Source organism: Ruegeria sp. BF7, assembly GCF_056538605.1.
Genome location: NZ_JBQFTM010000004.1, coordinates 341,226 through 359,921, shown reverse-complemented (window position 1 = coordinate 359,921; position 18,696 = coordinate 341,226). Strand labels below are relative to the sequence as shown.

General features: G+C 54.8%; 15 protein-coding genes. 8 read left to right on the top strand and 7 right to left on the bottom strand.

Features of this window, described 5'->3' with window-relative positions; all coding sequences use genetic code 11:
• The first annotated feature begins 59 nt into the window (after positions 1-59).
• The 3 genes from ACR0IK_RS12275 to ACR0IK_RS12265 all read left to right on the top strand — a co-directional run bounded on the left by ACR0IK_RS12275 (position 60) and on the right by ACR0IK_RS12265 (position 2,624).
• Positions 60-950, top strand: a complete 891-nt coding sequence (locus ACR0IK_RS12275; protein ID WP_480641697.1) for a LysR family transcriptional regulator — start codon at positions 60-62, stop codon at positions 948-950.
• Positions 951-1,317: 367 nt separating this feature from the next.
• Positions 1,318-1,491 (top strand): hypothetical protein, encoded by a 174-nt coding sequence (locus tag ACR0IK_RS12270; protein WP_480641696.1) that lies wholly within the window; start codon positions 1,318-1,320, stop codon positions 1,489-1,491.
• Between the two features lie 434 nt (positions 1,492-1,925).
• Positions 1,926-2,624, top strand: a complete 699-nt coding sequence (locus ACR0IK_RS12265) for a hypothetical protein (RefSeq protein WP_480596890.1) — start codon at positions 1,926-1,928, stop codon at positions 2,622-2,624.
• A gap of 98 nt (positions 2,625-2,722) precedes the next feature.
• Here the strand turns inward: ACR0IK_RS12265 and ACR0IK_RS12260 are convergent, their stop codons facing one another.
• On the bottom strand, positions 2,723-3,136 hold the full coding sequence (locus tag ACR0IK_RS12260; RefSeq protein WP_480641695.1) for a DDE-type integrase/transposase/recombinase: 414 nt from the start codon (positions 3,134-3,136) through the stop codon (positions 2,723-2,725).
• 458 nt (positions 3,137-3,594) lie between these two features.
• On the bottom strand, positions 3,595-4,482 hold the full coding sequence (locus ACR0IK_RS12255) for a LysR substrate-binding domain-containing protein (RefSeq protein WP_480641694.1): 888 nt from the start codon (positions 4,480-4,482) through the stop codon (positions 3,595-3,597).
• A 101-nt stretch (positions 4,483-4,583) separates the two neighbouring features.
• Here ACR0IK_RS12255 and ACR0IK_RS12250 point away from each other — a divergent pair, with 101 nt between their 5' ends.
• From ACR0IK_RS12250 to ACR0IK_RS12230, 5 genes are all read left to right on the top strand, one after another.
• Complete coding sequence (locus ACR0IK_RS12250) at positions 4,584-6,152, top strand: trimethylamine methyltransferase family protein (RefSeq protein ID WP_480641693.1); 1,569 nt, start codon at positions 4,584-4,586, stop codon at positions 6,150-6,152.
• A 12-nt stretch (positions 6,153-6,164) separates the two neighbouring features.
• Complete coding sequence (locus ACR0IK_RS12245) at positions 6,165-7,256, top strand: aminomethyl transferase family protein (protein WP_480641692.1); 1,092 nt, start codon at positions 6,165-6,167, stop codon at positions 7,254-7,256.
• Positions 7,257-7,854: 598 nt separating this feature from the next.
• Positions 7,855-9,777 carry a DUF3604 domain-containing protein gene (locus ACR0IK_RS12240; RefSeq protein WP_480641691.1) on the top strand — a complete coding sequence of 641 codons (1,923 nt, stop codon included), beginning with the start codon at positions 7,855-7,857 and terminating at the stop codon, positions 9,775-9,777.
• A gap of 169 nt (positions 9,778-9,946) precedes the next feature.
• Positions 9,947-10,768 carry a peptidyl-prolyl cis-trans isomerase gene (locus ACR0IK_RS12235; protein WP_480641690.1) on the top strand — a complete coding sequence of 274 codons (822 nt, stop codon included), beginning with the start codon at positions 9,947-9,949 and terminating at the stop codon, positions 10,766-10,768.
• Complete coding sequence (locus tag ACR0IK_RS12230) at positions 10,765-11,754, top strand: HupE/UreJ family protein (RefSeq protein WP_480641689.1); 990 nt, start codon at positions 10,765-10,767, stop codon at positions 11,752-11,754. Before ACR0IK_RS12235 ends, ACR0IK_RS12230 begins: the two co-directional genes overlap by 4 nt.
• A 285-nt stretch (positions 11,755-12,039) precedes the next feature.
• Here ACR0IK_RS12230 and ACR0IK_RS12225 read toward each other — a convergent pair whose 3' ends face one another.
• The 5 genes from ACR0IK_RS12225 to ACR0IK_RS12205 form a co-directional block, all read right to left on the bottom strand.
• Complete coding sequence (locus ACR0IK_RS12225; RefSeq protein ID WP_480641724.1) at positions 12,040-12,168, bottom strand: transposase; 129 nt, start codon at positions 12,166-12,168, stop codon at positions 12,040-12,042.
• 223 nt (positions 12,169-12,391) lie between these two features.
• Positions 12,392-13,849: a hypothetical protein gene (locus ACR0IK_RS12220; RefSeq protein WP_480641688.1), complete on the bottom strand. Its 1,458-nt coding sequence runs from the start codon at positions 13,847-13,849 to the stop codon at positions 12,392-12,394.
• A gap of 10 nt (positions 13,850-13,859) precedes the next feature.
• On the bottom strand, positions 13,860-14,906 hold the full coding sequence (locus ACR0IK_RS12215; RefSeq protein ID WP_480641687.1) for a caspase family protein: 1,047 nt from the start codon (positions 14,904-14,906) through the stop codon (positions 13,860-13,862).
• A 14-nt stretch (positions 14,907-14,920) separates the two neighbouring features.
• Positions 14,921-17,170: a GDSL-type esterase/lipase family protein gene (locus ACR0IK_RS12210; protein ID WP_480641686.1), complete on the bottom strand. Its 2,250-nt coding sequence runs from the start codon at positions 17,168-17,170 to the stop codon at positions 14,921-14,923.
• A 9-nt stretch (positions 17,171-17,179) separates the two neighbouring features.
• The gene (locus tag ACR0IK_RS12205; protein ID WP_480641685.1) at positions 17,180-18,562 is read right to left on the bottom strand and encodes a peroxidase family protein; all 1,383 of its coding nucleotides are present in this window, start codon (positions 18,560-18,562) and stop codon (positions 17,180-17,182) included.
• Positions 18,563-18,696 lie beyond the last annotated feature (134 nt).

Sequence of the window (18,696 nt, the reverse complement as noted above, 5' to 3'; positions counted from 1 at the left end):
AGCATTTACAAATGGTCATTCCTCAGCAAGAAGTGAGAAAAACTCATCTATGAGGTCGCATGCTGCCTTCCCTTTCCGCCCTTCGTGCCTTTGATGCCGCCGCCAGGCAGGGCAGCTTTCGCGCCGCTGCCGACCATCTGTCGATTACACCAACAGCGATCAGTCACCATATTCGGGGTCTCGAGGACACACTTGGGATCAAGCTGTTCGTGCGTGCCGGGCGCGAAGTCAGGTTGACCGAAGACGGTAAACGGCTTGCTGAGACAACGGCGCAGGCGTTCGGCATGCTCGAGCACACGGTTCATGGTCTGCGACGGACAACGCGCAAGGTGGTGCGTCTTTCAGCGGGCCCGATTTTCACCGCGCGCTGGCTGATGCCCCGGATCAGCGACCTCTGGGGGCTACATCCAGAAATCGAACTGGAGGTCGTGCCGTCCTATCGACCGCGTGCAGAAAGCAACGCCCACGCTGATATCGTGATTAGTTGGGAGCGCCTGGCAGATATGCCAGGCAGCGCCATAAAGCTTCTCGAACTGCATCCCGTCGCGATTGCCAGCAAGGGGTATATTGACCAACATGGGCCAGTTCGAGCGCCTGGGGATTTGTTGACCTTACCTATTCTGCACCAAAGGAACCACTGGGGATGGCTCGATTGGTTTGCCGCCATGAATGTGCAGCCAGAAGTTCCTTTACGGGGGGCCGTGTTCGAAGACGCAAATGTTCTTTTACGAGGTGCGGCCGAGGGTCAGGGGGCAGTTGTTGGCTGGCTACCTTTGATTGACCAGGACCTTCGGGAAGGGCGGGTTGTTCGTTTGTTCGATGAACAAATTACTCCGACCCACGGATACTTTGTTGAGGGTCGGGATGGTGCTCGAAACCGGACAGAGGCGCAAAACGTGATAGGTTGGCTGATGTCTCAGAACGACGCGCCGGACTTCCCCGGAGCCTGAATGCGATTTTAGCGATGATTCGCCGACCAGACATTGGTTGATATTGCAGAAACCTTAATCATTTCGTTCGTGGTGCGTTTCGCAACGAACGCGATATGTACAAAGCGGACCTTAGGACGCAGAAATCGAACTACAGGTTCGTCCCGCTTCCTACGAGTTCGACAACCGAAACTCGAAGGTCTTCAATCAGCCTCAATCCTGACGAATGCACCCGCAGCAATCAACTGACACGGTAATGGTGGCTCTAGGGCTCATTATCCAATGGGCACAAAATCGCGCTGACTAACCCCCACTGTCGAAGCAACTAGAGGAATCGCGCGTTTTCAGGTATGAGTTTCGGCATTGATTTGTTTTTTGAGGAATTGCCATGACCAATGTCCGCACTCCGACCGAATACCGTGCTGCACTCCGGGAGATTGAGTACCTTTGGGGATCTGAACCGGATACGGATGAGGGCAAACGGTTGAAAGAGTACCTGTCTGCGGTTGATCGATACGAGCAGCTTTCCAACGTGGCACTGGACAAGCAATCCACTGCTTAAATCCGTGGAACCTGTCGCCAATTGTGCCGCTCTCTGTTCGAGGAGAATGGATGTGAACAGAAATTACATCATTATCGCTGCAGTGTTGGTTGTTCTAGTTCTAGGCCTCACAATGATGAGATCAGTTGAAGAGGGCGCGGTAAGTGAAGATGCCGCGCCGCCAGCATCGACAGAATAATTGTGCTTTGGCCACTAAGCTAGAAGGCTACCGCGACAGTTTTTCGCTGCTCCTGCGACTTAGTCGGTTCCAAATGTCAATTCCGCGCAGAGAACGGCGAGGAGAGCCTGCTACTACTTGAGTGCCGATCAATAATCCTTCACACAAACTTCTTCAGCTTTGCTGCTGTGTTCTCCAACTCGTAAGCTCCATACCATAGACCCAATCAGCGCATGCGTTTAGCATCGATCATCACATACCACGAAGGGAGATAATCATGTCGAGTTTTACCAACAGAACAGCCTTTCATGGGGTCGCAATGCTTGTGATCTGTTGTTTTGCGGCGAGCGCACAGGCGCAATCGGGAAACGAGGAGATGTCGTTCTTCATCACTAGTGTCGGCAAAGGAGACGGCGCCAATCTGGGCGGGCTCGATGGCGCCGACGCACATTGCAATATGCTTGCTTCTGAGGCCGGTTCTTCCAAAACTTTTGCCGCCTATCTGAGCACCTCCATGTCTATTGATCGCAGCACCGACCCGATGACTATCACCAATGGTATTTCTGCACGTGACCGGATTGGATCGGGCCCATGGTTCAATGCCAAGGGAGAACTCATCGCTAACAACGTCGAAGATCTGCACGATGACAGCGTAAACATTAGTCTTCAGACCGCACTTGACGAGAATGGCAACCCTGTCAACGGGCGTGGCAGCAAGCCGAACAAACATGACATTCTGACCGGTTCCGATTCCGCGGGATACTTCTCGACAGCAGGCGGTGATACGACATGCAGCAATTGGACTTCAAATAGTGAAAACGGGTCTGCGATTGTCGGGCACCATGACCGTGTAGGTCTAAACGATGCACGCAACATGGTGTCCTGGAACTCATCGCACGGCTCGCGCGGCTGCGGCGAGGAGCATTTGCCGCGTTCGGGCGGGGCGGGCCTTTTTTACTGTTTTGCAACGGACTGATCGGGCAGCTTTGATTTGCGCGTCCCTTATATGGTTCGGCCGCAAATTTCTGAAACGACCAGAGTCAGCGATTTGCTGGGCACATTTTTCCTGCGGTCTCAGCAAATACTCAAAAGCCCGAAACCATGGCGTTTGAGAATTGCTGCTTTCGCATCGTATTGGCGGCTTCGATGCCACCCTTCGATCCGGTCGCGGATGCGAAGGGTTTGAACCCATGCACGTGTCGAACGCGCCGTTCTCTGCACCTGAGCTTGGCATCCAAACCGCTTCAGAAACCTGTTCACATCTCGAATACCTGCTGCATTGGCTCTACTCTCATCATTCACGACTTTGTCTGGAATACCGTTTGAAGACAGCGCTTTAGCCAGGAATTTAGTTGCTGTAGGGCCGTTCCGTTGTTTAGACAGCATGAAATCAAGGGTGTTCCCTACCTTGTCGACAGCTCGGTAGAGGTACGCCCACTTGCTGCGAACACGAAAATAAGTTTCGTCCATTCTCCAGACGTTCAGCATGGGGCGCTTCTTCGATTGTGCCCTTACCGCGATCGTCGGTGAATGTTTGGTAACCGCACAGGTGCCACCGCGTACGCTTTTCCAAGGTATGAAAGTACGCACTGGCCGCACCATTACCAATGCGGGTTTCGTTGAAAGGTTCTGAACGTGCCTAACCACCACTGCGGCGTGACTTGCAGCGATGTAAGTCCGGTGTAGGGTATCCTCCACCGTGAGATATGAGTCTGGCGGAAGGATGCAGCGCTGCGCATAAGGTCAACACCGAGTCCATTTAGCCAAGCGAACAGTGGCTGCTTTTAGCAGCCGCAGCGAAATCGCGCGAAAAAGGTCGATCCATTTCGACCTCTCAGCACTTTGCTCGGATGCTGCGCTCGCAGCCCGCTTTCCGGACATTCGCTGCTAGCCCAAAGTTGAATGGTATTTGATCGAAACGCGGGAAAAGTTTCCGTTCACCAAAACTAATTGAGAGATCGCTTGGATTGACTTTGCAGCCAATCAGAAAACACTTGGGCAGGCTCTGATGCGACTGCCCGATGCGACCGGAAAATGAAGTAGCCATACTCTGGTAGTTCAACATCTGACAAACGGTACAGCTTCGTGTTCTCCAATTCGTCTTTTACAAGATCATCCATCAAGGCGATTCCCTGACCGTTGATCACGGCTTGCACCCGAACATTCGGGTCGGGGATGATCAACACGTCTCGTCGTGTCTGCGGAGGAAGCGCTGCGGTGCTCAGCCATTCCGACCAAGCGTTGCTGTCATCGCGATCCCGAAGCAGCGTGAAGTCTGAAATCGCCTCATTCATCCCGGACGACTCCACATGACGTGCAGCGTCCGCGTTGCCGACGGGAAAGGAACGAATGGGCATGAAAGGTGTCACGACACCGTCGTCCCAATCCCCGTTGCCCCACCTGATCGCTAAATCAATGTCCCGCATTTCATGGCTGGAAAACTGGATCATCGGCTGGATACGCAGTTGCACGCCTTGGTGCCGCTGCATGAAGGTCATCAACCGCGGTGATAGCCAACGGGCGGCAAAATAGGTCGATACTCCAACCGTCAAGGTTTGGGATGACATCTCCTTGAGTGCGTGAAGATCCGCTTCGATCTCCTCATACCGTGCCTGACAGGCCGCCAGTACCTTTGTTCCTTCAACGGTCAATGAAACGCCGCGTGTTGTGCGCTGGAACAAGGATACGCCCAGATCGGTTTCGAGCGTCTTTATCTGATAACTGATCGCGCCTTTAGTCATGTTCAGCGCTTCAGCCGCCATCGAAAAGCTCGGGTGGCGGGCGATCTCTGCGAAAAGCCTAAGCAAGTCATGGTGGTGAAAATGCGCACGCATAATTCAAGCGTATAAAACTATTGAACGCAAAGAAAAGAAAATTTCGATTTTTCGATCTGCGTCCATGTGCTCACTGGGTCATGAGCGAATGAAGCGGAGGAATGACGTTGGCCAGATTGAACACGACGCCGAAATCCGCTTTGCGGCAGGCATACCAGGGCAGAGCACGCCGTGGCCGCTTGTCGCGCCACAACGCACTGCGCGAACCCCTCCCCTTCACAGGGCGCAGGATACCGGCTTATGAACTCTTGAATGTGGTCGCGCTTACCCGGATCGAGGTTCAGGCGGACTGGATACTGGACAAAATCGGCGTCGAGTTCCGGGGCGACCAGGAGGCTCTGGATCTGTTCGGACAGGCGGGTGCGCGGGTCGATGGGGAGCGGGTGCGTTTTGAGCCAGGGCACGTGAGGGAACTTTGCGCCACAGCTCCCGAATCCTTCAAACTGCACGGGCGCGACCCGAGGAATACTGTAACGCTAGGCGGCGACAACGTCGTGTTGATGCCCGGGTACGGCTCGCCCTTCGTGAGCGATCTGGAGCGGGGTCGACGTTATGCCACGTTGGACGATTTCCGAAACTTCGTAAAGCTCACCTACAGCGCACAGGCCTTACATCATTCTGGCGGGACAGTTGTCGAGCCGACTGACGTACCCGTGAACAAACGGCATCTGGATATGACGCTGGCGCACCTGACTCTTTCGACCAAACCCTTCATGGGATCGGTCACTGCGCCCGAGCGAGCCAAGGACAGTATCGAGATGGCAGAGCTAGTCTTCGGATGTGACTATATGGATGGCCATGCAGTGATGCAGGCCAATATCAACGTCAACTCGCCGCTGGTCTATGACGACACCATGTCCGGTGCGCTGCGAGTCTATGCCGAGGCGAACCAATGCGTCTGCATATCTCCAGCCATCTTCGCCGGGGCCATGGGTCCGCTTTCACCCGCCGCTGTGGCGGCACAAACTCTGGCAGAGGCGATGGTTGGGATCGCGCTGGTACAACTGGTACGGCCCAGTTGTCCGGTCGTTTTCGGCAGCTTCCATTCCACTATAAATTTGCGCAGCGGTGCGCTGACCTTCGGTTCACCTGAGGCGAACATGACGACGATGGCCCTGACCCAGTTGGGTCGCAGATTGGGCGTGCCCGTGCGTTCGGGAGGTGGTCAAATCACTGCTTCGAACGCGGCTGATGGACAGGCCATGCAGGACAGCGCTGGCGCCATGTGGTCCACGCTTCTGTCTGGTGCTCATCAAGTGTGGCATGCGGCAGGTTGGCTCGAAGGCGGGCTGGTCATGTCCTATGAAAAGTTCGTCATGGATCTCGACCATTGCGGCGCGATGCTGAAACTCTTGCAGGGCTTTGACACCGAAGACGAATCCTTTGGTCGCGATGCCTATCTCGAAACCGGGCCGGGCGAGAACTTTCTGTCGACCAGCCACACGCTGCGCCACTACACGTCAGCTAACTTTGAGCCGCAAATCCCCGACGCCGGACCATACGAGGCTTGGGTCGAGAACGGATCGCTCACAGCCGACCAACGTGCCTCGCTGCGGTGGCGGCAGATGCTGGCCGACTATCAACAACCCGAAATCAATTCCGGTATCCTGACTGCTCTCACAGACTTTGTCTCTGAACGCAAATCGGCCATGCCGGACGAATGGCATTAGAAAGGGACACAGATGACCGAAGAACTCAGCCGCACTTCCGCGCTTGCTTCCCGCCACATCGCTCTGGGCTCAGGGCTCGAGGATTGGAACGGAATGGGTACTGCCTGGACCTATAACACCGACCCGAACGACGAACATGATGCTGTGCGCGAACGGGCGGGTATGTTCGACATGTCTCCGCTGAAAAAGGTGATGGTGCGCGGCGCTGACGCGCAGGCAGTCCTGGACCACCTGACCACGCGCGATCTGTCAAAAGTAACGCCGGGCAAGGCGGCTTATCTATGTGTGCTGACGGATTCCGGAGGGATTGCGGATGATGCGATCGTGTCGAACAACGGCGGCGATGAATGGATGATCGTGCACGGCTCAGGGCGCACTATGGCGCTGCTGCAAGCATCGGCCGAAGGCCGTGATGTTGACGTGCAGTTTACCGACGACCTGCACGACTTGTCAGTTCAGGGACCAGCAGCATTGGATATCCTCAACGCCCAAACGGATATTGACCTTGGAACGCTGGCCTATTTCGAACACGCACCCGCCACGATTTTTGGCCATACCTGCCGCATCTCACGAACTGGATATTCAGGTGAACGCGGTTACGAGATCTTTGCCGATGGCAGTGTCGTTACCGATATCTGGGACAGGTTGGTGGAAGCAGGCGTGATGCCCTGCTCCTTCACCGCGCTCGACAAGGTGCGGATCGAGGCGGGACTGTTATTCTACGGATACGATATGACCGAGGACAACACCCCATGGGAGGTTGGCCTGGACTTTACCGTCAGCAAGTCCAAGGGGGATTTCCGCGGCAAATCGGCGGTCATGGCCGCGAAAGGGGGCGAAAAGGTCAATAACGTCTGCCTCGACATTGATCACCCGGACATGGTCGAAGGTGGAGAAACACTTTCGATAAATGGTGAAGAAGTCGGCGTGATCAACAGCCCCTGCCATTCGCACCGCACGGGCAAATCTCTGGCTCTGGCCCATGTGCTACCGGGGCTGCCCATCGGTACGTCTTTGTCAGTAACTGGTGACGGCTTGGATACGACAGCGACAATCGTTTTCAGCCCTGTTTACGATCCGGAGAAATCACTGACCCATAGCTGAAGACGTGTAATTGGATGGCGAATGGGCGATCCTCGTGATTGCCCTTTGTGCCCCGGTGACAATCTTTAACCAAAAAAAATTGCTCGAACATCCGCCTTTCGGTCGCTCCGCAGAACCGTAAAAAGTGGGCTCAGAGCAGACCTCCGAAGCTGCGCAGCATCCGATGGCGAAACGCTTTCTACTCGTATGAGGAACAGCTCATTCCGGGCGTTGGCCATGTGTAATTTTGCTGTGGTCGCAGTCCACCTTCCAGCATTCGCTGCAACAGCAAAGGCGAGTTTCAGGTTAATTCACAATGTACCGGAGGAAACTGCAATTGGTGTTTCGAAAGAGATAACCCCACGATCCTCTTGGGAAATTTGGTTTCAAGCATACTAAGTCAAATATTTAGTCAGAAGATTTTATGCTTAGCGCCTATAGAGCAATGATAGGATAAGGCTTTTAGGCTTGAATTGCTTCTTGCGCCACTACAACAGAACCATGCGCCAAGAATTTTCCCAATGAGAAAACGCATCATGATATAGATAAATACGAATATTAGGTTGTTGCGATGCAATTCATCGACAACACTAGGCATAAGTTGATTTGGGAGGTCACAATGCTTCGTATGTTGCTAAGCTTTATCGCACTGGGATTGGCGCCGATGGATGCCTTCGCCGACGCTGTCCCAAGTGAAGAGGCTGCTGAGGGCTTGTTCTCGGACCAACCTTACTCTCCCTATGCCAACCGATCCTTTCCTGAACGCCCGCTTTGGGGGGATACCCACCTTCACACAGGACTTTCACTGGACGCGGGTGCGTTTGGGAACACCCTGCTGCCCGATGACGCCTGGCGTTTCGCTAAGGGCGAGCAGGTCATTTCTTCGACTGGACAGCCGGTCAGGCTGGCCCGGCCTTTGGATTGGATGGTTCTCACCGACCATACTGACTTGATGGGTTTTGCCCCGGACCTGCAGGCAGGCAAGCCCGGTGTTCTTGCCGATCCAAAAGGTTTGGAGTGGTACGAAGGTTACAAAGCGGGTGGAGAAGAGGCAGGTAAGACCGCATTCGACATTATTACCAACTTCTCGCAAATGACTCTGCCGGAAGTTCTTCTTGAATCTTACAGTCCGGGTGCCGATGCCTTTGCCTTTACGTGGGAGAACATTGTTCTAGCGGCAGAACGGCACAACGACCCCGGCAATTTTACCGCTTTTATCGGCTTTGAGTGGACCTCGGTACCGAAAGGTTTCAACTTGCACCGGAACGTAATGCTGCGCGATGGGCCGATCAGGGCGCTTCAAATGGTACCTCCGGTCACGCAACCTCCCTACGGTGATACCGATCCAAAGGCGCTTTATGCCTGGCTTGAAGAGTATCAGGAGAAAACTGGCGGGCGCGCAGTTGCGTTTGCTCATAACGGCAACCTGTCCAACGGTTGGATGTTCCCAACCGAAGACACGTATCACGGCGGTAAGGTAGACGAGGATTACGTCGCGGCCCGTGCGAAATGGGAGCCCCACTATGAGGTCACACAGATCAAGGGCGACGGCGAAGCGCACCCCTACCTTAGCCCCGATGATGAATTCGCGGATTACGAAAACTGGGACGTTGGCAACCTCGATATCACTGAACTCAAAACCGAGGACATGCTGGCTGGCGAATACGCCAGAGAGGCATTGAAGCGCGGCTTGGTGCTGGAAGAAAAATTCGGTGTGAACCCTTACAAGTTCGGCATGGGCGGCGCGACGGACAGCCATACGTCTCTGGCGACGGCCGAAGAAGACAACTTCTTTGGAAAATCCGTAAGTGTTGAACCTTCGGCCACAAGGATCAAGCATCCTTTCATCGCCAATGATCTAGGCGAAATTCCTGGCGACCTTCTTGTCGCGTCTGGTTACACGGCGGTATGGGCGACTGAAAACACACGTGCCGCGATTTTCGATGCGTTCAAGCGGCGCGAAACCTACGCAACCACGGGACCACGGATTGGTCTGCGGTTCTTTGGTGGATGGGATTTCAATGACGCTGATGTTGAAACCCGCTTCCTTGCAAATGTTGGCTACACGAAGGGTGTTCCAATGGGTTCCGACATGCGTCCTCGCGAGGGCGATGGTGCACCCTCGTTCCTGATCGCTGCACTGCGCGACCCGGTTGGTGCCAACCTGGATCGCGTGCAGGTGATAAAGGGATGGCTCGATTCCGAAGGTGCTTTGCAGGAAAAGGTCTATGACGTCGCCTGGTCGGACGACCGTGTTGCTGATCAAACCGGCAAGATCCCTGCTGTTGGAAACACCGTGGATCTGGAAACCGCCAGCTGGACCAACACAATCGGAACCGCCGAACTGGTCACCGTTTGGTCTGATCCTGATTTCGATCCAAATGCGCGGGCATTTTATTATGTGCGTGCGCTCGAAATTCCGACCCCACGTTGGGTTCTGTACGACAAACTGAGGTTTGGTGCCGAGCTGCCAGAAGATGCGGTGCTTACGCATCAGGAACGCGCGTATTCCTCTCCGATTTGGTACACCCCGGCAGAGTGACCCTCTCTTCGTAGGGATTTGGAGACCGAGGTGAGGACCTTTGCCTCGGCACTCTCCACAGACGTGCGAAACACCCCAAGTTACAATTCCTTGCAAATTTAAGCTGGCTGATGCCAGCATCAATACCTAAATCCGGATCGCGTTTCACGCAGGAGCCCTCATGCGAATAGTGAAAGAACCTCTGTTCCATTTCTTCTTGATAGGAGCTGCCATATTCATTTGGTTCCACATTATTTCTCCGGATAACGACACCGTCGCAGATCCAGAGACGATAGCGATAAGAGCAAGCGATGCCGCGCTGCTTGCTGCACAGTTCGAAGCCAGGTGGAAACGTCAGCCAAGCGATGCTGAGCTACAGGCTTTGGTCGATGCCTCCATTCGCGAAGAGGTTCTGGTCAGGGAAGCGAGAAAGCTTGGTCTGGATCGCGGAGATAGCGTGATCAGGTCGCGGTTGAGTCAAAAGATGGATTTTCTGACTGAATCTATCGCCACGTCAGTTGTTCCGGAAGACGAAGATCTGAAGGCTTTCCTACAACAAAACCCGGACCGCTACGCGACACCCAATAAGGTTGCGTTCACTCAGGTTTTTCTTGGTGAGAAGCCAAGTGCGGCCGAAATTGAACGGGCACTGACCGCCCTGCGCGCGGAACAAGAGATTTCCGGCTTGGAAAGTCCGACACTGCTGCCCGCATCAATGCCCCTGACCGCGACACGGATTGTCGACTCGGTCTTTGGAACTGGGTTCTCCGAGGGTCTCGCCAATCTTGAAGAAGGTCAGTGGATGGGGCCGGTCCAGTCAGGTTACGGGGTCCATCTGGTGCAAGTGCTGGCCGTGGAACCAAGCCGGATACCTCCCTTGCCGGAGGTACACGATGAGGTGCTGCGGGATTGGCGTCACGCAATGAGAGAAGATTTGGCACGGGCGCAATACAAGGCTCTTGCCGATAATTATGAGATCATAGCACCCGATCTTGCAGGTCAAGCCAAATGAAATTCATGCGCTGCTTGTTGTGTGCTCTGCTGTTTGCTTGGTCCGCGGGTAACGCCGCTGCACATGCGCTTGATCCGGGATACCTGGAAATTCGGCAAATCACTGAGGACACCTGGGGCGTTCATTGGCGAAAACCCGATGTGAATGGTCAACCGATGGCTATTGACGCGGTGTTACCGGATGGCTGTACACCCGCGCGCGGCCCTGACCCAATTTCCGATGGCCGAGCGTGGGTTTCTTCCTGGGTTGTCGAGTGCCGCGCGGATATCGCGGGTCAATACATTGCGATTGAAGGTCTGGAGGCCCAAAAGAACGATGTATTGGTCCGTTTGCATTCCCTGCAGGCTGAGCCTGCAACGCTTCGTTTCACCCCAGATGAAGCCATCCAGATTATACCTTCCGAACAGACCACATGGTCCGTTTTCATCGCGTATTTCCAGTTGGGCTTTGAACACATACTGGAAGGTTGGGATCATCTTCTGTTCGTTTTCGCGCTGTTTATTCTGGTCCGCGAGCCCTGGAGGCTTGTGGGAGCCGTAACGGCGTTCACGCTTGCCCATTCGATTACACTGGCACTAGCAACGCTGGGCGTTTTGAGTGTTCCCGGTCCGCCGGTCGAGGCCGTCATCGCGCTTTCCATCGTTTTTCTGGCGATGGAGATCGTCAAGGGCAGCGAAGATCGGTTCCGGCTTTCAGAACAGAAACCCTGGATCGTTTGTTTCGGGTTTGGGCTTTTGCATGGTCTTGGTTTTGCAGGCGCTTTGGCTGAGATAGGACTTCCCCCTGACGATATTCCAGCAGCTTTGCTTGCATTCAACCTTGGTGTCGAGGCCGGACAACTGAGTTTTGTCGGAGCATTGGCTGTTCTGGTCATGGTCTGGCGACTTATTGCGCTTCCTGTCAGTCAAATGGCAACACTGGTTACAGCCTATGGCATCGGTTCGGTGTCGATGTACTGGCTCATAGAACGGGTCAGCAGTTTTTAATCGTGGTGACGTTCCTAAGCTCTCTGTCTACGGCTTTGATTTCAAGGTTGGACTTAAGTCGCATCGGACTAATGGTTCTCTCCGGAGTCGAGCGAGCCGCCCCTCAACGGAGTCGGTGACCGGATGCCTTCCAAAAGTCCGCTGCGAAGTCGCCTTGTACGGCGCATCGACTTTGCATCACGATTTCATCCTGCCTCCGTCCCGACAGGACCAGTTTCCACGGTTTGCGGAATTCTGTGTTTCAAATCATGTGGCAAGGCCTCCTTTGTCCAGGCAAACTCAGTTTTATCTCGCCAAAGCCGCCTCAGAAAGACCGCGCTTGGAGATGCGACCGGACCGATCGGTCTCGCCCGATTGGTATCGCCTTGGTGTGAATGCAAGGTAATCGCCCGTTTTTTCAAGGGTGGGCCGAATGGGTTCAAAGGGGGATTGAGTGCTGAGAATTGTTTTGCGATCACCGGAACGTGGCGCGCCACTGCAACGCGAGATCGACGGTATTTGGTGGAAAAGAGGGCTCTGACTTGAACAGGTGAGCTTCGGTGCACACGCTATTGGCTAGATTTGGGACGGAACGTGTAAGGGGATGAAGCTACGGCATTAGCTGCCCTCATCAGGACACGAATGGGCGTACTGGTTGCTAAAGGATCATGTTGATCACCGAGCGTGGGGCCTCAAATCGTTTAGTGCATTCTAGAATAAACTGGTCACGAACCGCGGGATCTGCGTTGCGACTCCGCAATCCCTTTGCAGCTTCATCATACCGCTCGCGTTCTGCCGCCGCATCTAAAATGGAGCGGACGAGTTCAATTTCACGGTGCATGATGCGGTCTCCACCATATTGCGGTGTTCGCCAGACAAAAAACGGTTGCGATTGTGACCTAAGTACTGTTCGCCGCCATAGGCTTGGAGGGACCAGGTTGGATTCTTGGGCGGATTCTGCGAGCAGCTTCGACCAGCTGCGCGAAAGCATGGGTGGAAAACGCAAAGGCTTTGTGTCTGCGTTAACCCCACGTAGTGCCACGATATCGGGATGCTGATCGCCAAAGATCCTTTCGGTGTTTTCTAACACTTCTTGAAACAGGGCTTCATCGAAATCCACCGGTCGCGCAATGCTCGCTGCACTACGTTTTTCCTTCAAAAGCAACAGCAGATGAGCACCGTAAAGACCCAACATCGGGTTTTCGAATTTTCCGCTTACGAATTTCAGCAGCTCGCTCGTTGCAGTTGATCTTTCGTCAGCCAGTGCAAATCTTGCTGCGTCCGTCAGTCTTGCGCTTTCATCATACATAGACAGGCTTCCACGCGTGATGTGGATAGAAACATCGACCAACCGTTTTTTTGCTCCTTTTTCTATTTCTGTCGTGTCATCCACCGGCGGTTCGTAAAGGGCAAAAACATGTGTTCGCCAACCAGGCAGTATCGTAACTGTTTGCTCCGTCTTTCCGTCGCCATCAGATAAGCCCAGCGTGTAAGTTCCAGGTTCGGCATGCAAGGAGACGCCCGAGAACCTGTCTTGTGAAAGGTCGCCTGAGAACCAGGTCGCCTCCGGAGCGATATGTGGCCCTGCATCCGTTGGTCTGGTCTGGTTTCCGACTTCGCCGGACTGATCGAGGAACAGCAAACGCACACCACCGCCAGTTCCAAGAGTTGCCCCTTTTGCCGGGTTTTCAAGGTTCTTGGGTCCAATGTCCCGCCACGGCGTCCACCATCGTGCCATAAAGACGAAAGACCCATCATGTGTCGGTTGAGGCCCGCGACCCAGATGCATCGCGCCGGCTGGCGCTGCAGGACCTTCGGTCTGCGCAGGTGGGACCGCCTGTTCTACGGCAGCCATATGCGATTCATGGGTGCGGTTTGTGCTGGCGAGCGGCGCGGCGGATCCGAACTCGATCTTCGGAACGCGGATTTGGGTGTTGTCACGCAACACGACTACACGTTGCCACTCGCGCCGACCTGACACGGCTCGGACTTTGTAGATGCCGGGAGTGAGGTCCTGCTCCAGATGCCTGGCACCGCGGGCACATAACGCGAAATCTGCTGCAACCACAAAAATCTCGGTAGTTTCGTCTTCAGCACGTACCGTCAGTTTTGGCATCATCAACCACCTATTGCCTGAGGTCTATCTGGGTTTCTGCACCAGTGTATTCGAACGCACCTTCCCAGCCGCCATTTTCAGAAAGCACATAATATCCAGGCGTGAGCTTTAGTGCGACGCGCCCTGACACAGCATTCACCTGACCAAGATCGTTGAAGACTGCGTTTTCCAGCGAAAGCGTGGCATTCGACACCTGGGCTGGAACGAAGACACTTACATTTCCCTGAAATACAGGTGGGTTTTCAACAAGAGTGACAGTGTCGAACGGACCGAAGTCGGGTTCGGTGGAAACCAGCGGGTGCTGGCGTTGAGCGTCTGTCATAAGTTTCTGCATGGTGGCGATCAGATAGTCTCGCAGGCTTTCGCTTGTGATGACACGGTTGCCGTGGCCATCGACAACGGCGGCTGCACCGGCAAGCGCTAACTTCAGGGCATATGAAAAAGCGCCATGTGCCTGCCCGTTTGCCATTGTGCGTTCGACAGCGCGCCCCGCGAACCGCGCCGCATAGGCTCCGATTGCCTTCGTGTTCTGACCATTCGGGCGGATCTCGCGTCTCCAATGAACAGGTGCCGGAGAGGCAAGCCTGCCCTGATCCATACATGCGTCGCAAAACAGAATGCATTCTTTGAAATGCGCTGCATCCATGAACCAATTGAAGTAATCGGTGACAAAGAGGTTTGTCAGATTGTCAGGGGTCGCGTCTGCAAGATAAAGCCCGCCTTCGGTCCGTCTCCTGCCATAGCCGTGACCGCTGACGTAAATATAGAGCCGCCGTTTTTTGGGTGGCTTTTTCGCGAGATCTATCAAAGCGTCAAGCTCGTCAGTCAAGTGCGCTTCGACCGGACCTATTGGGCCGCCATCTGGAAACTCGTCTGATGTCACGGAAAAAATATTTGCGTCGGGCACGTCACCCCCACCCGGAGCCTTCAGCCATTTTATGAACTCTTCCGCGTCATTGACCGGGCCATGAAGGTCCTGGGAACCAGATGAGGCATTACCGCCAAAGCTTGGATATCGCCTTATCGCGACGACCAATGCCATGTCATTTTGCGCCATCGTTCCTCAGGTCCTTAGATCGGGGGGTACGCGCGACGAATGAGTTCGCGATCTGCCGGGCTGAAATCTGTATTGAAACCCGTTTCGAATTCGCCAATCGTCCATTTGTTCGGGATCGGATACATCATGATCGATTTTGGATCGATTTCCGTCAACATCAGCGTACCGGGGTCATAATGATTCAACACGTTGCGTTTAATGGTGTCTTCATCCCAGAAGTTTGGTGCGCCCGACAGATCGGCTTTTACCGCCTCTTCGTTCCATTCGATCCCGCCGTCGGGATTTTGGTGCTCGTGAATCAATCCCAGTGCATGGCCAAACTCGTGCAGGACAACCTCGCGAATGTCCTCTTCGCTGGATTGTTCGGTCAACCATCCAAAATTCATTGTTGGTTTGGTTTGGTCTGGTTCGTTCAGGCACTCTGTTCCCAGCAACGACCATGAACCGGCACCTTGTTGAAAAGCCACCCGGATTTCCGCATCACCGTCTTCCACAAAATCGAACGTCAATGCTGCCATGTCCTGTGCAACCCACTGTCGGGCATAGTGCTCGACACGTTCTTTCAGATGGCTCGAACCTTCCAGGAACCGAATTCTGATAACGGAATTGAACGGCCATTTTGCACTGTTCAACAAGGCCGCCTTCGATCCGGCAAGTGTTTCGATTTCGCCGGGTTCCGGGTTTTTCTTGAACGAGACGCAGAACCGGTCAGGGTTCTTTTTGACCGCCTGAATTCCCCGTTGCGCGATGTTGAGGCTTGCGTGTGCTGTCTCACTATCATCCAGTTTCTCTGCCCACAGGGTACAGGTCTCAGCCCAACTGGGTGCAAGAAAGCGCCTTACGATGATTGCGGCGACGGGTGCAGCCACAAAAGCCGTAAGGCCGAGCGGGCCACTTACAAGCAATCCCGCAATCGCTGCTGCCAGTGCGCCTTGACCAATGTTGAACGCGGCGCGCAACGCTTCGCGATCGGCTTTGTCGGCGTCGTCAGAGCCGCATAATAGCCCGTACAATTCGCGATGTGCACGGTTTAGAATTCGGGCACCGAGGCGCTTTAAGGTCGGATATCCCCCTGACAGGCTTGAATCCGGTACACCTGCCGTGTCACGTCCAATCCCCATCATCGCACCAGCCGGTCCGATGCGTTCAAGAGAAGCCCGACGACCGATCTCGGACAACAAGATCGTTTCATCGAAGCGATCGGCGAGGTTCAAAACTGTTTCGGCAAGTTCGGTTTCCTCTGGTTCCGGCCTTCTTAAGGTGCCCATGGCGCCTAACGCATGGGCCGGTTGTGAACCAGCGGTCACGCTTTGGATTATGGCTTCGAATTTGTGTGCCGCTTTACCAAAAGACTTTGAGTCTGGATGAAGCTCATCCTCCCATCCGTTATCCGGAATGGTGTTGCGGCAATTGACGATATGAAGCTTGCCAGACAATCCGGGTTCGCTTGCGAGCCGGGCCAAGGCATCGGCCCATCGGTCAATCAGAATGTGTACGATCTCGCGCTGCAGTCCTTTGTCCTCGATACCTCGGGATCGAAGCGGGCGACCAAGCCACCGACCGTTATCAGGGATCGCATGGTCGTACGTATGGGTTAGAACCGGCGTTCCCGGTACCGCCGCCGCAACTCCGGCGGCAATGTTGCGCAGCTTTCTGATAACTTCGGCTAGGATGGCGTCGAAAGCGGTCGTGATATGACCCGCTGCATCCAGGCCGGGTGTGAACGGCCGGACGATGGTGGCAAGGTTGCCGCCACCCAATAAATCGTTGCCTCCGCCGCTCAGAAGCACCACATCCGGGCGCTCGGCAAGGGCGGCGGTCACGACTTCATTCTGCGCGAACACATCGTCCAATGTGTCTCCTGCCGCACCGAGACTTAGGATGGCGTGTTTTCTGGAAAGATGATCGATGACATCTTGTAACAGGAACGGATACTGAAACCAGCTATCCCCTTCTGATACGATCTTCAGCCCAGACCAACCGCTAGCGATTTTCGCCTGATAGGCCTGCTTTCTCCGAGCCCGCGAGATGTCGTTCAAACCACCCAAGGCAAGGGCGCCTTGTAGCGCGCTGTTTAGGCCGCTATCCGCGGTTGGCGGCAAAATGAGGGCTGGGTTGACCCGCACCTTGGGCGCGAAAGGGCGACTTTCGCCGGGGTCGAGCAGCATGTAGGCCGCCAGTTCCTCATCCGGAATGGACGTATCAAACAGCATTCTACGGAGTTCGTCGCTCGGAAGCGGTGTTGGGTGGGTATCATCGACCATCAGTTGCTCCTACATCCAGAGTGTGGCGCGGATCATCGCCGGTATATCATCGACAACTATGCCATCTGGCTGCATGCCATCCTGAGGATGCCACCGCCCATTGTCGGATCCTGATTGATGCCAGTAAGATGTCTGATCGCAGTTGGTCAGACGCAGCAGCGTTCCGTCTACGATCCGGTTGCCCAATTGGCCCAGATGCGCCCCCTGCGCCTGTACCTCGGCTTCCCGCAGGATGTAGAACCATAACGGCGTTTCTTGCGCGAGCCCGCCATCTGCCACCGCTTGACCAGTCTCTCCGGACGTCAATTCTGCTGCGGTAAGAGGCGCGATGCCGCCATAACTTTCGGTGTTGAAACCATCAATGCAGGCCTGCGCGGAGGGAATGTTCAGGCGATGTCCACGGCGCATATTGTGAGGGGCGAGGTGGTTGAAGACGCCAGCCGGTTCTTTCGCCATGTTCGACAATGGTGGAGCGAGCTGCGTATCGATATACCGCGCCACATGGTTAGATTCCGTTGGAGTGTCGAACGTAAAGCGATCCCACTCGATGACCCGGTTTGTCGGCAGGGCCGGGTGGTTTCCCGGGCGGCCGCCACCAGTGAACCCGAACAACAAATCAAATCCCGCTCGCGGCATGATGGGCGCTGATACACGGCTGAAGGCGCGGTTATGGTCGTATGCGCCGCGAAGCGAGGAATGACCAAAGCGAATGGCCGCAACCAAAAACTCCAATGGCATTGGCAGATCTTCGTCTGGTAGAGACCCTCCGTTTCCGACCTTCACACGATCCAAGAAGGATGTGTAATTAACCGCGCCGTTTGCGACTACATCGGTGACGATCGCCGAGCCACATACTTTGTTCAGATAGATGTCCATTACCAACCATTGGTAGTGCCAGCGGCTCAGTCTTTCAGCATCGTCCGCAGGTCTGGAAGGTCTACCACTCAAGTCGGTCGGCACGCTAAACCGCATCATACCTGCAGAACTAGGTAAGCGAAGGGCTTCCTTTAATTTCGTTGCTGCCTGCTCGTCACCAGGCCCATCGCTAAAAAGACCGTCCAGCCCGAGTAATCCCTTGCGCAGATTTAGCAGCGGAGCTGTAACGTCACTCTTGGGAAGCGGATCAAGGGTTTGGCCTGCCGGAGGCTCGATGATCAATTGCGTGCCTTTCCGGCTTGTACCGGCCTTTATGTCATGATCAATGTCCTGACCAAAAACGCTATGAACCGGCGGATTGGCATTGACTGCCTGCGGCGGGTCATTAGCGGCTTCCCGCATTGCATCATCCAGCGCATCAAGTTTGGTCAGCGTGATGCCGTCCGTTGTACTGATGGGGGCATTTGGGAACAAAGACTCAAATGAACCGCCAAGCGTCGCACCACGTTGGAACATCCCCACTGCACCAGCGGGTACCGTACTTGTAGCTTTGGCAGTTGCCTGACCATAATGTATCGCATCGGTTCGCGCCGAGGGTGCCAGACCGGGCAATGCACCCGGTGCTGTGTCTGTCGAAAGAACATTTTTTT